This is a genomic window from Rufibacter radiotolerans (assembly GCF_001078055.1).
Lineage (GTDB): Bacteria > Bacteroidota > Bacteroidia > Cytophagales > Hymenobacteraceae > Nibribacter > Nibribacter radiotolerans.
Genome location: NZ_CP010777.1, coordinates 1286052 through 1300328, shown reverse-complemented (window position 1 = coordinate 1300328; position 14277 = coordinate 1286052). Strand labels below are relative to the sequence as shown.

The 14277-nt window shown below is 50.8% G+C and carries 12 protein-coding genes; 5 read left to right on the top strand and 7 right to left on the bottom strand.

Going from position 1 to position 14277, the window contains the following annotated elements:
• The first annotated feature begins 116 nt into the window (after positions 1 to 116).
• From TH63_RS05385 to hrpB, 5 genes are all read left to right on the top strand, one after another.
• Positions 117 to 308: a cold-shock protein gene (locus TH63_RS05385; protein WP_048920047.1), complete on the top strand. Its 192-nt coding sequence runs from the start codon at positions 117 to 119 to the stop codon at positions 306 to 308.
• A 234-nt stretch (positions 309 to 542) separates the two neighbouring features.
• Entirely contained in the window at positions 543 to 1835 is a 1293-nt protein-coding gene (locus TH63_RS05380) for an LVIVD repeat-containing protein (protein ID WP_048920046.1), read from the top strand.
• A complete protein-coding gene (locus tag TH63_RS05375) occupies positions 1836 to 2408 on the top strand; it encodes a hypothetical protein (protein WP_048920045.1) in 573 nt (190 codons plus the stop codon).
• Between the two features lie 323 nt (positions 2409 to 2731).
• Positions 2732 to 3223 carry a YciE/YciF ferroxidase family protein gene (locus TH63_RS05370; protein ID WP_048920044.1) on the top strand — a complete coding sequence of 164 codons (492 nt, stop codon included), beginning with the start codon at positions 2732 to 2734 and terminating at the stop codon, positions 3221 to 3223.
• Between the two features lie 176 nt (positions 3224 to 3399).
• Positions 3400 to 5952 carry an ATP-dependent helicase HrpB gene (hrpB, locus tag TH63_RS05365; protein ID WP_048920043.1) on the top strand — a complete coding sequence of 851 codons (2553 nt, stop codon included), beginning with the start codon at positions 3400 to 3402 and terminating at the stop codon, positions 5950 to 5952.
• Between the two features lie 151 nt (positions 5953 to 6103).
• Here hrpB and TH63_RS05360 read toward each other — a convergent pair whose 3' ends face one another.
• From TH63_RS05360 to TH63_RS05330, 7 genes are all read right to left on the bottom strand, one after another.
• Positions 6104 to 7606: a carboxypeptidase regulatory-like domain-containing protein gene (locus TH63_RS05360; RefSeq protein ID WP_082161562.1), complete on the bottom strand. Its 1503-nt coding sequence runs from the start codon at positions 7604 to 7606 to the stop codon at positions 6104 to 6106.
• A 65-nt stretch (positions 7607 to 7671) separates the two neighbouring features.
• The gene (locus TH63_RS05355) at positions 7672 to 9081 is read right to left on the bottom strand and encodes a CsgG/HfaB family protein (protein WP_076606409.1); all 1410 of its coding nucleotides are present in this window, start codon (positions 9079 to 9081) and stop codon (positions 7672 to 7674) included.
• 68 nt (positions 9082 to 9149) lie between these two features.
• Positions 9150 to 9575 (bottom strand): curli production assembly/transport component CsgF, encoded by a 426-nt coding sequence (locus tag TH63_RS05350; RefSeq protein ID WP_048920041.1) that lies wholly within the window; start codon positions 9573 to 9575, stop codon positions 9150 to 9152.
• A 31-nt stretch (positions 9576 to 9606) separates the two neighbouring features.
• Positions 9607 to 10068 carry a CsgE family curli-type amyloid fiber assembly protein gene (locus TH63_RS05345; RefSeq protein ID WP_048920040.1) on the bottom strand — a complete coding sequence of 154 codons (462 nt, stop codon included), beginning with the start codon at positions 10066 to 10068 and terminating at the stop codon, positions 9607 to 9609.
• A gap of 350 nt (positions 10069 to 10418) precedes the next feature.
• Positions 10419 to 10748 carry a hypothetical protein gene (locus tag TH63_RS05340; protein ID WP_048920039.1) on the bottom strand — a complete coding sequence of 110 codons (330 nt, stop codon included), beginning with the start codon at positions 10746 to 10748 and terminating at the stop codon, positions 10419 to 10421.
• Positions 10749 to 11017: 269 nt separating this feature from the next.
• A complete protein-coding gene (locus TH63_RS05335; RefSeq protein ID WP_048920038.1) occupies positions 11018 to 11887 on the bottom strand; it encodes an MBL fold metallo-hydrolase in 870 nt (289 codons plus the stop codon).
• A 970-nt stretch (positions 11888 to 12857) separates the two neighbouring features.
• A complete protein-coding gene (locus TH63_RS05330; RefSeq protein WP_048920037.1) occupies positions 12858 to 13886 on the bottom strand; it encodes a LacI family DNA-binding transcriptional regulator in 1029 nt (342 codons plus the stop codon).
• Between the last annotated feature and the right edge of the window lie 391 nt (positions 13887 to 14277).

The following is a 14277-nucleotide window of genomic DNA, read 5'->3' as shown; positions in this document are numbered from 1 at the left end:
ACTATAATTAGCCTCTGTCCTCTTTAAACCAGGATTTGAAAAATTTCCAGATTTTTATTGTACTCTTTTGAACGAATGCCCGTATAGAAGTGTCTTAAGATTATAATAACAACAATATGAATCAAGGAACAGTAAAATTCTTTAATGATGATAAAGGCTTCGGCTTCATCAAAGACAGTAACACAAATCAGGAGTACTTCGTGCACGTATCTGGTTTAATTGACGAAATCAGAGAGAATGACGAAGTAGTCTATGAGCTTCAAGAAGGAAGAAAAGGACTAAACGCCACCAACGTAAAACTGGCTTAGTCTTTCGCTATAAAGACACATTGCTGAAAAGCCTCTCCAACACGGAGAGGCTTTTTTTTGTGCTTTATATTTACAGCAGAAACCTGTTTTAAGGCCGTTTTCCGGAAAACAGGTCCAAAACAGGTTTATTTTTTTCTTAGAGATATAGGGTGCAACCTTTCAGGCAGTTAGGGGCTCTTGTAAGTAAGCATGCCATTTTCTTTTGCGGTATCTTCCACCACCTAACCCACTCCTATGCAGCCAAAACTTTTACTCTTTCCCCGGCGGGCGCTTTTGCTGCTGCTTGCTATCTTCTCCATAGCCCTTAGCTCCTGCGAAGACGAATGCGAATCTACCATCACCTATGTGGTGCAGCAACCGATATACATGAAAAAGACCGAACTGCGGTCATCGGTGAAAGTGCAGGCGGCCCGGGAATTACACAAGCCCGGGAAGATCTATGCCTACGGAGATTACCTGTTTGTGAATGAGCAGGAAGAAGGCATCCATATCATAGATAACCGCAATCCAGCCGCTCCCCAAACGCTGAGTTTTATAGCCATTGCAGGCAACGTGGACCTGGCCGTAAAAGACAATATCCTGTACGCCGACAATTACATTGACCTGGTGGCCTTTAACATTGCCAACCCCAAAGAGGTGCAGCTGGTGAAACGGGTGGAAAACGTCTTTAACCTGAACGGCTATTTCAATGACATGGCTAGTGACATGTTTCTGGCCCGGTATGAGGCCAAAACCGTAACCGAGCCCTTCACCTCAGACTGCAGCGGAAACCCTAATAATTGGTTCTGGACCCTGGAAGACCGAAACGGCGGCATAACCACCTTCTCCTCCGCAGGCATGCCAGCCGGCGGCGCAACTGGCAAAGGCGGGTCTATGGCCCGGTTCACCATCTCGGGTGATCACCTCTACACTGTGGGCACCAACTCCCTGCAACTATTTGATATCTCCCAAAGTGACAACCCTACCATTGGCCAAAAAATCAACCTGCCTTGGGGCGTGGAAACCATTTTCCCGTACCAGGATAAGCTTTTTATCGGCACCAACAGCGGCATGCACATTTTTGACAACAGCAACCCCGCCAACCCAGTGCGGCTGTCTACCTATGCCCACGTTAGAAGCTGTGACCCGGTGGTGGTAGACGGTGACCGTGCCTGGGTAACGCTGCGTTCGGGTAATGCCTGCGCCGGTTTCACCAACCAATTAGAGCTCATTGACATCAGCAATCCGCGCAGCCCGCAACTGGTGAAAACCTATCCCATGCAGAACCCGCACGGCCTGGGCATTGACCAAAGCCTGCTTTTCCTCTGCGAAGGCGCCTACGGCCTGAAGGTATTTGACATCAAAGACCCTCTTAAACTCAATGACCATCTGGTAAAGCACTTCAAGGACCAGGACGCCTTTGACGTGATTCCGCTGGGGTATACCCTGCTTATGGTGGGCAAAGACGGACTGTACCAATATGATTACCGCAACCCCGCCCAGATTACTTTACTAAGCAAAATACCGGTTACCCCCGCCAGCAACTAAATGAAAAAACATATCTTACTCCTCTCCTTTCTGCTGGTATGGTTTTACGGGGCACAGGCCCAGGAAACCCCATCTGTGGCAACTTCCGGCAAGAAATACCTGGGCATGATTGAATTGGGATACCTGTACCAAAATAACCAGAACAACACGGCCAATTCAGCAGACGCCTCGCCCACGTTCAATATTTTTACCGGCTACCAGTTTCACCGCATGCTGAGTGTGGGCGCCACGGTGGGGCTAGATTTTTACAATTCACTGCTGGTCACACCGGTGGCCCTGGGTTTGCGGGGCACGCTGCTCTCTTCCCGGGTAAGCCCCATCTATAGCCTAGATGCCGGATATGGCTCCGCCTTCCTCAGCGATGAACCTGACCAGGCCGACTACACCGGAGGCTGGATGGTTAACCCGGCCTTGGGGCTCAGGGCCAACACCGGTACAGAGACTGCCTTTACCTTTACCCTTGGGTATAAAGTGCAGCGCGCCACCACTGAAAACACCCAGTGGAACAACAATGTGATCACCAACAAATTTTCGTTTAAAAGACTTTCCGTGAGAATGGGATTTCTGTTTTAAGCATGTTTTATGGAAAACATGCTTAAAACAGAAATCCTCAAATTACCCCAACCTGAAGAAGCAATTACGTTTTGGGGCCGTTTTTCAGAAAACAGCTCCAAAACGCCTTCAGGCTCAGCCTCTTCCTAAGCACTGTAGATTAAAAATCCGGAAAGAGAATCCAGTTCTACAATCCTAAAGTCCTTGTAAAGCCGCCCTTTCTTTCTTCTTAGCTCTAGCAGACGGAACTGCAAAAACCAAACGACACCCCCAGAATGTACTAACCCTTTAGGGGCCTCCGCGTATAGACTTGGTAAATACTAACCAACAGAACCTATACCGTTATGGCTAAATTAAAAACTTTAGAAGATCTATTTGAGCACCAACTGAAAGACCTTTACAGTGCCGAAAAGCAACTGATTGAGGCGCTTCCTAAAATGGCTAAGGCCACTGAGGACACCAAGCTTCGTCAGGCTTTTGAGACCCACCTGGAAGAAACCAAAGAGCAGAAAGCACGCCTTGAGAAAGTATGTGAACTGGTAGGCATCAGCCCGGGCCGCATCAAGTGCAAAGCCATGGAAGGCCTGGTAGAGGAAGGCGAGGAAACCATTGAAGAAGATGCTACCCCAGAGGTAAAAGATGCCGGCCTGATCGCTTCGGCGCAGCGCATTGAGCATTATGAAATTGCCGGTTACGGTACTGCCGCTCACTTTGCTGAGCGTCTTGGCCACGTAGAAGCCGCCCAATTATTGAGATTAACCCTCAATGAAGAGCAAAAAACAGATACTCTTTTAAACAAACTCGCCAAAGGCTATATCAACCAGAAAGCCGAGTAGTTTAGATACCCCTACCAACAAAAGCCTGCCCTTTACGGGGCGGGCTTTTTTGTTTTCCATGATGCCTTGCTTTAGCAGCACCCGGCTTTATTTGAGAGACGACTTTAATCTCTGGATAAAACTTACCGGGTGGGACCACAAGAAATCCAAGGAAGAATCCGGAACTTTGGGGTTGTATGCCAGATCAAACCATTCTTCAATCCTTACCCGAGCTACCGGTCAAAGAAGCCCTTCCCAGGCTCCTTCAGGCCATGGAAACCAATGCCCGGGCCGTGCTGGAAGCACCCCCCGGAGCCGGTAAAACCACGCTGGTCCCTTTGGCGTTGCTGGAGGCCGAATGGCGCGCCGGTGGTAAGATACTCATGCTGGAGCCTCGGCGCTTAGCCGCCCGGGCCGCCGCCCAACGCATGTCTGACCTGCTGGGAGAGCCCGTGGGCCAGACCGTAGGCTATTGGGTGCGCATGGAGCACATGGTATCAGACAAGACCCAGATTGAGGTAGTCACCGAAGGCATTCTGACCCGCCTCCTGCAGAATGACCCCGCCCTGGAAGGCATTGCCGCCATTATTTTTGACGAGTTTCATGAGCGCAGCCTGCAGGCAGACGTAGGACTAGCTCTGGCTCTGGATGCCCAGGCCGTGCTCCGTCCGGACCTGCGCCTGCTGGTGATGAGTGCCACTTTAGACGCTATTTCAGTGGCCACGTGGCTGGAGGCCCCGGTCATTACCAGTGAAGGAAGGCAGTACCCCGTGGAGACCCATTACCTTTCCCCCGCTGAGGTGGCTGCCGCCGGTCAAAAACCCGCTGAACGCCTGAGCAACCTGGTTCCCAAAGCCATTCGGCAGGGCCTGAGCCTGGAGCCCACCGGAGACCTGCTGGTATTCTTGCCGGGCATGGGTGAAATGCGCCGCATTGCCCAGGCCCTGGAAGGCAAACTACCCGCCATTTTGGACCTGCACCTGCTGCACGGAGATTTAAACCTGACCCAACAGTTGGCCGCCATCCGTCCTGCCCCGGCTGGTCGCCGGAAAGTGGTACTGGCGACCAGCATCGCCGAAACCAGTTTGACTATTGAAGGCGTGAAAGTAGTGATTGACGGTGGCTACGCCCGGGTACCGAAGTTTGTGCCCCGCATAGGTCTCACCACCCTGGCTACTATTCCCGTCTCTAAGGCTGCCGCCGACCAGCGCCGGGGCCGGGCGGGTCGTTTAGGTCCCGGCGTGTGCTACCGCCTATGGACCTCCGCCGACCAACTTCAGCTAGCCGACCGACATACCCCTGAAATCTGCGAGGCAGATCTGACCGGCCTGGCCCTGGAGCTGGCTATCTGGGGAATACAAGATGCTTCTGCCCTAAAGTGGCTGGACCATCCGCCCGCTGCCGCCTTGGCGTTGGCCCGGGATCTTTTATTGCGGTTAGAGGCGATAGATGCTTCGGGCAAAGCCACGGTGCACGGCAAGGCCCTGGCTGCTTTGGGCCTCTCCCCTAGACTGGGGCACCTGGTGGTCAAGGGGCACGCCCTGGGCCTGGGCACTACCGCCTGTGATTTGGCGGCATTGCTCTCTGACCGGGATTTGCTGCGGCCCGTTCAACTTTCCTGGGCCGATCCGCTGCCAGATTTAACGTTGCGCCTGGAACTCCTGGACGGCCAATCGCCGCCCACGCCGGGGTACACGGTAGACGCTAATGCCGTACGCAAAGTAAGGGAACAGGCCCAGAACCTCAGGCAGCGCATACGCGAGAAACGGGCCCCGCTGCAGGCAGATGCTATTGGCATTTTAACCGCCCTTGCGTACCCAGACCGGTTAGGCCAGCGCGAATCTTCAGGGCGGGTGCGGCTCATTTCCGGGCAGCGGGCTTCGCTCCAGACGGAGCTGTTTGGGGAGGCGGAATTCTATGCTGTGGCGCATCTGGAACTGGGCAACAAACCCAGGGTTTTGACGGCTGCCCCTATTAGTAAAGAAGAAATTCTGCACCATTTCAAGGCGCAGGTAGAGCGACTGGAGGAAGTACGTTGGGACGCCGGCACAGAGAAAATCATTTGCCGCCAGATTACCCGCCTGGGCGCGCTCACCCTTTCTGAGACCCTGCAACCCAACCCAGACCCCGAGCTGGTGGCCCAAGCCTTACTACAAGCTTTGCGCGAAAAAGGAATTCAGCGCCTGCCCTGGTCTGAGGAGGCCAAACGCACCCTGCAGCGCCTGGCCTTTCTGCACCAGCTAAACCCGTCTGGGTGGCCAGAGGTATCTGACGAATCTCTGGAGTCAACCTTTGAGACCTGGCTCCTCCCGCACCTTCTGGGTCTCAGGTCTCTGGAGCAGGTGGCCCGGCTAGACTTCAAGGAGATTCTGCTCACTGACCTTACATGGGAACAACGGCAGGAAATGGACCGACTGGCGCCCTCACACCTGGAGGTGCCCAGCGGCTCACGTATTGCTGTAGATTATGCAGAACCGGCAGTCCCGGTTTTGGCCGTGCGGTTGCAGGAAGTGTTCGGGATGTTGGATACGCCTTTTATTGGCGGTGGCAAAGTGCCCGTGCTCATGCATCTTCTTTCGCCGGCCTCGCGCCCCGTGCAAGTAACCAAGGACCTGCGCAGTTTCTGGGCCACTGGTTACTTTGAGGTCCGGAAGGATTTGCGGGGCCGTTACCCCAAACACCACTGGCCCGATGACCCACTTTCAGCGCCCCCCACCAGAGGGACCAAGAAACGCCCGTGGCCCAGTTAGTCTTTCATTGGGTTCATCTGTTTTAAATCCCCTCTTTATTTAAATAAAAACACCGAAGCGTTTTGGGCCTGTTTTTCATAAAACAGGCCCAAAACGCTTCGGTGTTTAAAGGGAAAGCAACAGTAATATCCAGCCTTCTACCTAAAGTATTTTATTTCCAGTCTGGCATTTCGGCGTTAGAGAAAAGCTTCACCCTGGTAGATTTATTGGCTACGTCCAGGGTCCAGATGCTGCGTTCGCCTAGGCCGTCATTATTGGTGTTCACGAAAATCACTTTTGAACCGTCTGGCGAAAAACGCGGCATGAGGTCATTGGTGCCGTTTGGTTTAGAGGTGGAAAGATCAACCAAGCCAGTGCCGTCTATCTTCACCATAAAGATGTGGGAGTTCAATTGCCTTCCGGTGCTTACCTCAAAGCCATCAACATCATTGGTAAACAACACGTAGTTGCCGTCAATGGAGAAGGTGGGGCTCTCTACCCTACCCGGCAGGTTCCCAATTAAGACCCTCATATTGGCGCCGTTGGCATCCATCAGGTAAATTTCAGAGTCATTGATGTTAGAGCCAATGGTCTGTACCACCAGTTTGTCGCCTTGGCCGGTCCAGTCTACCATTCTGAAGTGCCGGCCCGCGGGCGCAGTAGCAATAAGGGTTAGGTTGAAGCCGTCATGGTCAATGGTGTAGAGCTTGTCATAATTGGCATAGACCAGCCTGCCCCCATCCGGAGACCAGGCAAAGCCAATTCCCAGGTTATGGTTTCCTATCACCGGCAGCGTAGTGATCTGCTTTTTCCCGGAACCGTCGCGGTTCATGGTAAATATCTGGGGCTCAATGGTGGCGTTGGAAGAGTAGGCAATCTTATCGCGGGCCGGGCTCAGGATGGGCCACCACTCCCGGGAAAAGGCATTGGTAAGGCGGGCACTGGCCGCTTCGGTTCCGGAGGAACTGTAGATATCATAGTTTCCGTTTTCTGAGCGGGCAAAGAAGAACCGGAAATCTGGGATGTCAATGGTTTTGAAACTCCAAACCGGTCCCATGGTACTATCTCCCTGGGCATCTTTACTGACCACCTGCCAGAAATAGGTAGTGTTGTACATGAGGCCATTGGCCACCACAGAGGTATCAGAAATTCCTTCGGCTAATTTTTTTTTTTGCGTGGACCCTGCCTCATACAGAAGCACATCATAGGTGAGGGCAGAATCTCTGCGGTCTGGGTCTGCGCCTTGCCACCGCAGGGTGACGGATATAGGCTGGTTCTGGGTGTCTGTACCCGGACTGGGATTGAAGGCGGGGTCGGGGGCCCGGTTCGACCCAGAGCTGCTACCCGGTTCTAACTGAATATAGACAGTGGTTTGCTTCTGGTCTCTTACCGCTACGGTTACCGTTTCCGGTGAGTAGCCTGTTTTCTTGGCGGTAATGGAATAGTCCCCGTCCGGAATGGCGCTCATGACAAACTTGCCCTCCGAATCTGTGATAATAGAAGAGGTGGCCGGGCTTGTTTTGATGGTGGCCGCCGAAATGGGCTTCTCGGTTTCGGCATCTAAAACTACCCCTATGATGGCCCCTTCGCCAATAGGGTCAATGGTGTCTTCATTACAGGAAACAACCAAAAACAACAAGCAAGCAAGCCGGAGGATAGATACTATTTTAGGCATGATATAGTAATATAATGTTTAATGTATGCTGTAGCTGCGGGCGTAAAACAGGGCATTGAAAAAGGCTACTTGAAAAGGCCCAGATAGATATTTATCCCTAGCTTGCCCGTCCAGTAATAGTCATTGAAGCGGCCCTGGTTAATGCCGTCAATCTTATCATTGAGAATATAGGAGCTGTGCGCGCTCAGATCCAGGCCAATATGGGGTGTGATAAGGTATTCATAGCCAATTCCCCCTTTTATATAGGCCTGGAGCCCCTCCTGGTCAAAGACGCTGAAGATGCTTTTCCCACTGGAGCTGGCGCCTATCACGCCCCCGCCCACCTGCACATAAGGCGAGTATTTCAGTTTGGGGGAAAGCAGATAGTTGAGGTTTAGCTCTGCGTAGTTCACGGTCCGGTGGTAAACCTCACCAGTGGTAGACAAGGCTCCTCTCCCAAATTTAAAGTCTGCCCCCAGATTCTGTTTGGAGCTTAGCTTTACCCCCACTTCGGCCATTGGTTCTACCTGTGAGCCGGAGTAGTCACCGTTATAGTACATACCGCCGCCGGCCGCGCTGAACCCAAGCACCCCGCGTCTGGAAGCCATTAATTCCCCATGGATGTTGGTGCTCTTCACGTCCAATTTTTCCTGCTGGTATTCCTTTATGAGGGGAGACTCCATATCGGCTTTATTTTTGAGGCCCCAATAGCCAGCCTGAATGCCTTCAATAATAAGGCCCTGCACCGCTTTGTCAATGGCTTCTTTTACCGCCATTTCTGAAGGTTCATTATAGGTAAAACCAGTCTCTGCCTCTAATAGCCTCTTGAACTTGACATACCTGAAAAGCCCGAAGTCTACGGTCTGGGAAAGGATGGTTTTGGAGGTGTAGACGGTTTTGAGGATCTCGCCGGTGCTGGTAGAGATGGCCCTAAGGTACACCGTTACTTTGTCTTCACGGTATTGACCTGAGGCCCCGGCCCCGAAGTAGCGCAGGCCTGCCCCGCCGGTGACCACGTTGGCGTCATAAGAAATAATACCCCCTTCCAGAATGATCCCCGCAAACAGCAAGGAAGGCAAGGCCGGTTCTTTGCGGCCAGTAATCGCCTCGGCCTCGGCGCGGGTGGAGCGCACAATTTTTCGCTCATTCAGAAGGTTGCCCAGGTTCTCGCGCTCAATGGGCGTAAACCAACCAGACTCCTCCAACGATTTCAATAAGATAGTGGTGGTACCCTGCGTAATGGCCGTGGACCAGTTATTGCCGTTAACGGAAGGCTTGTACTGGCCCGTCTGGTCCCTGAATTTATAGACTGCGGCAACCACCTTTTGCTGGGGCGGCGGTAGGTTCACCAGGTTCTCATTGCCTGGAGCCGGCACCCCCAGCGTAGCCCGGGAGGTATGAAACGCGTTATTGAAGAAAGGGGTACAGGAAACCCCTGAAAAGAGAAGGGCTGCTACTATTACGTGCGTGAGGTACTTACAAGAGCAGTTCAGCATAAAGATGGGGGTATGCTCAATGGATGAAAAGTAGGAAATGACGAGGGCGCCAATGTGGCCAGGCTCTTCTAAAAGTAGGGAATGGTGACGGTGGTCTGGTTGCCCGTGCTTTGGTCTACAATGACCACTGAAATTCCATTCGTTCCTTCTGTCACGTCTATCTGATAGGTACCAATCACGTATTTACCGGGGGCCAACCCGTCATCTCCAAATTGGGAGGAAACCAATTGCCTTGACAACTGGCTTAAGATCTGCCTATTGAGGCTTTCCTGGAATTGCTTTAGCGGGTCTTGGTTAGCGCCAGTTCCCGTGGTGGCATTAGGGTCCTTTAATTTATCTTGCGACTGGGCCGAGGATTGCAGCCACTGGTAGTTAAAAGGATTTCCCCCGAAGGCAGGGTTCTTGGGTTCATATACAAAGTCCTGCGCCATTACCTGGGAATGAGACAAGACAAACAAGACCAGAAGAACCGCGAAAGAGTAAAGCTTTTTCATAACCATGTAATATATTTTTTGGATAGGATATTCAATATAACTCACGTAACTGTTTCCCCTCGGCCTCCAGCTGCTTTGTCAGTTGATCATTCACCAAATGATCAAACACCAGGGTCACAACGTAATTGGCTACCTCCTCTATTACTTCATACCTGGGTTGTAACTGGTACTCAAAGACACTTTCATCATTAACCACCACAGAAACAATAGATACATTGCCCCGGGCGGGCTTCTCTTTGATGGTAATGGAAAAATTCTTCACGCCCACCGGGGCCTCCCATTGCATTTGGAAGATGTCATAAAAATTCCGCCCCGTTTTAGTGACCGTTTCGTCTACTATCAGGCCGTCTATCTCTAAGTCTGCGGAGGACTTTAATTTTTGCTCGTTTAATTTGTTTTGCTGCTCATTGACCAGGCTTTTAGCAGTAGAATCCTGCTTGGTTTCTACCTGCGCCCGCGCTACCCCCGTAAAGGCCAGGCATAAGTAGGCCACTAACAGGCATTGTAGGCAAAATCTAAAAGAAAAGCTTACTACCATACCTTTAACAATAAAGTGGTCACTGAAGCATTTACTAGACTTTTACAAGTTTGTATTACATATTTAATATATTAAAATCGTAAAACCTATATAAAAGCCTGGTTTTTATTATTTCCGTCACAAGAAGTTGCTTGGACAACTTAAAGCTGGTTTTTATTTGAAATGGCAGGAAGGAGGATTTTGAAAGATAGGCGGGTTAACCGTATTTATGGCGCACCCTTATAACTTTTGGGTTGGAGAATCCCTAAAAACAGAAGAGGGAGCCTGGGCTCCCTCTTCTGTTTCAACTTATATAGGTGAAAGGCTTATCTGGTTCCGGCACCGGCTGGGCGTCTGCCCGCAGTTTTTTCGCCTTCATGGCCTTCTACTTTTACAATCTTGTTATATAGTCCCAGCAACAGGAAAGGTGCTGGCCACTGGCCTACAAATAAGGCTTCATCATCTTTTTTCATGATTTTAAGGGTGGCAGAAACTGCCATTGATCCCAGGGCTGCCCACAGGAATAAGTCTGAAGGTAACTTAGCGGTATACTCTTCAATGGCCCGGGCAACAGGACCTTCTTTATGTTCTGGATTGAAATTATCAGCTGCGTTCTTTAATTCTCTAGCTTCGTTTTTTAAGTCTCTTGTTTCCATAGCGTTATTTTTAGATTATTAGATGGGATACTTGGGTATGAAAACGTAGGAAGTAATTCTAGGGTTGGCTAAAAATCAAAGTATGTCTTTGGACCTGTTTTAAAATCCTTGATTCCTTGGCCTTTTCTTTCCACTAACTATGGACTTTTCAGGAAAAGAATCTAGCAGAAAACAAACGCATGGATGAACCCTCGCACCTGAAGGGGCAAAGACATTTATAATAGGAGGGAAAATAAAATACTTGTAGCGGAAGGATGTACCTTTTCAGGCTAAAAAAGATCTAAGGAAAGCTGCTGGACCTTAGGTTTGGACACCGCTTTGCGGGCCGCCACTTTTTGCACTACAGGGCTCGCCTTAGCAAGGGAAACCGGCTCCCCGTTTACATAATAGACCTTCGTTTCCTGGTACCTGGAGGCCACTACTACTTCGGTGCCATCGGCGTGGGTAGAGAACAGCTCTTTTACCAGGTGCGGGCAGTTATTGTCTTTGGAAAGGTGCCCCAGCAGCACATGGGTCATAAAACTGGGTTTATACCCGGTGAACAGGTTAATGGCCTGCAGGTTAGAAAGGTGGCCGAAGTTCCCCCTGATGCGGGCTTTCAAATGATACGGGTAATGGCCCCGGTCCAGGAGTTCCTCATCATAGTTGGTCTCCAGAAAGGCCGCATGGCATTGCTGGAAATTCTGGATCACATGGTCACAGGGCGCCCCAATATCGGTGAAGACCCCTATATTGATTCCGTTGCCAGACACGATGAAACTATGCGGATCTGCGGCGTCATGAAACTTAGGAAACCCCTGAACAGAAAGCCCGCCAATCTGCACAGGCACATAGGCCTCAAACGACCTCAACAACTCCTGGTCCAGCCCAAACCGCAGATTCTGCCGGGTCCCCGGCGTAATGTACACCGGCAAACGGTGTTTCTTGGCCAGCACTGCCAGCCCTTTTATATGGTCTGAATGCTCATGGGAAATGAAGATGGCCTTCACCCTGGACATCGAGAGCCCCAGCCGCTGCATACGAGTTTCGGTCTCGCGGCACGAAATGCCCGCATCCACCAGCACCGCTTCCCGCTCATTACCAATGTAATAGCAATTCCCATTACTCCCCGATGCCAACGATGTGATGAACAGTCCCATAGATCTACAAAATTAACACCTATTTCCCTGAATCCAGTTCGTGTTCTTGGTGAGACAGGGTAATAATTTTAAAGGCGAGCTTTAGTTAACATATTTATTTAGATGGGGGCATTTTATATAGAGGTGCGGATGGCCAATTTATGGATTATGAAAATTGCATAATAAAGCGGGCGTTAGGAAATCTGTAATAAGGCCTCAAGCACAAATTGTGGCTTTAGGTTAGAAGGACGATTTTTAGCATTGTCACATTAGAGCAGTTTTACAGAAAACAGGCAGAAAATGGCTAGATCTGCAAAAATGGATCATCCCCCTACCCCCTTCAAAGGGGGACCAAATGCGTGGACAGCAATTTTAGTTGTTGGCCCCTGGGAACACCAACAACGGCGGGCAGTATTGGGCAAAGAGGCAGGAAGCGTCAAAGAACGCTCTTCCGGATTTGTAATCCGGAAGTTCCGAAAGGGGGATTTGCAATCCCCGGCGGCAGCGCCTCTTGAGTATATCGTTGGAAGATGGCAAGGCTGACATCCATGAGTGCTCTCCTGTGTAAACACCCCCCCTTCGCCCCCCTCAAGGGGGGAGTCTGCGATAAGTGAGCGGTGCTGGCGTTATTAAGCCCCAATTGCATTTTGAGCCTGTTTTCCGGAAAACGGCCTTAAAACGCAAATCTTAAAACCTCCATTTTCCCCGCGCATTTCCCCGTTTCCAGTCTTTACTCCGAGCGCCTCGCTTGTGGCCCTGCAAAAGCTTTAGGTAAGGGCAGAAGGCAAGGAGGCCGCAAGGGCAGTGCGAGGGGGAAAGACGGGGCCCCGCGGCCGTGAGCGCTCGGAGGGAAAGATGAAACAACCAAGCATAAGGACTCAGGAGAGAACAGCCACCACGCCAGCGAAAGCAAACTGCATGCACCCAAGAATCCACCAGGTAAGCCTAAACCTATGCTAAACTAGTATAAAAAAATAAAAACTGACAAGAACTACCCCTGTCGCTGTGGTTGCGAAGATTTCCGCGCCACTACAAAAGGATCCAAGACAATATGCTCGGGGGTACTGCCGTAATAATCTTTATTGGCGGTGAGCTTAAGGAAAAGGCGCGCGGTCTCTTCGCCCATCTTAATGGTCTGCTGGTCTACCGTGGAAAGCGACGGGGTCACAAATGCCCCAAATGCCTCATTGGCGAAACCGATCACGCCTACCTGCAGGGGAACCTGGACCCCGCTTTCCAGCAGTTGCTGCAAGGCTCCCATTGCTGTGTAATCCTCGGCGGCAAAGATGGCATCAAAGGGAAGATGCTCCGCCTGCAGGCGCCGCACAGATTCCTGCCCTAACTCCAGCCCTACCGTGCCCTTGAAAACCATATTCTCCTGGAAGGGCAAGCCATACTTTTCCAGAGCCTCGCGGTAGCCCCTGAAGCGTTCGTTAAAAATGGTCAGGTTCTTTTCTGACGTGATGTGCGCAATGCGGGTATATCCTTGTTTTATCAAGTGCTCCGTGGCCTCAAAGCCCGCCTTGTAATCATTGATGGTGACTGAGGGTATCTCCAATTCTTTGATAGCCCGGTCAAAAAACAGAAGCGGCACCTGGCGTTTTCTTATTTCAGAGTAAAATTCAAAACCATCGCTTTCTGATGACACCGAAGAGATGATGCCGTCCACCCTTGACTGCAGGAAAGTGCCTAACCCCTTTTGTTCCTGCTTGATGGACTCGCCGGTCTGGTACAAAAGCACGCTGTAGCCGTTCTCGTTCAGCACCTTTTCCATGCCATGCACCACTGAACTGAAAAAGCTGGTGTCCAAACTCGGCACAATAATGCCAATCACATGGCTTTTGCCGGACCGCAGCGAGGAAGCCAGCTTGTTTTGCTGGTAGTTCAGACGCTTGGCGGTTTCCAGCACGGCGGCTTTGGTGGCCGCGCTAATAGCAGGGTGGTCGTTCAGGGCCCGGGCAACAGTAGAGAATGTCACATCTAATTCCCGCGCAATGTCATGTATGGTGGTCTTCTTCAATTTTACTTCTTTAACGCCTTAAATATAGGCAATTGCTTTCTGGTAATAAGGGCCCTGGCTCTTGCCTTCCTTTGTTTCGGGCACGTTTTTAAGAATTCAGGCCCAAAACAGCCGGGCCCTTGCAACTTTCACCTAGGCTACTTTCCTACTTAATCATACCAGCACGTTTGAGGTCCCTTTTTTAGGTGCATTTTGAGGAAATCAGGCTTGAAACGCATCACCTAAAATACAAAACTCACCTTCATTTTCCTTAACTGAAGCGGCAAAAAGACTATCCTCTAAACTTGCTTTTCCTCCCTTTTTATAAAGCCTTGAGATTTTCCCTGCCTTAAAAATTACCAGATTAAGGGCCGTAAATTTTCAATTCTCAGAATAAAACCTTAAACTTATG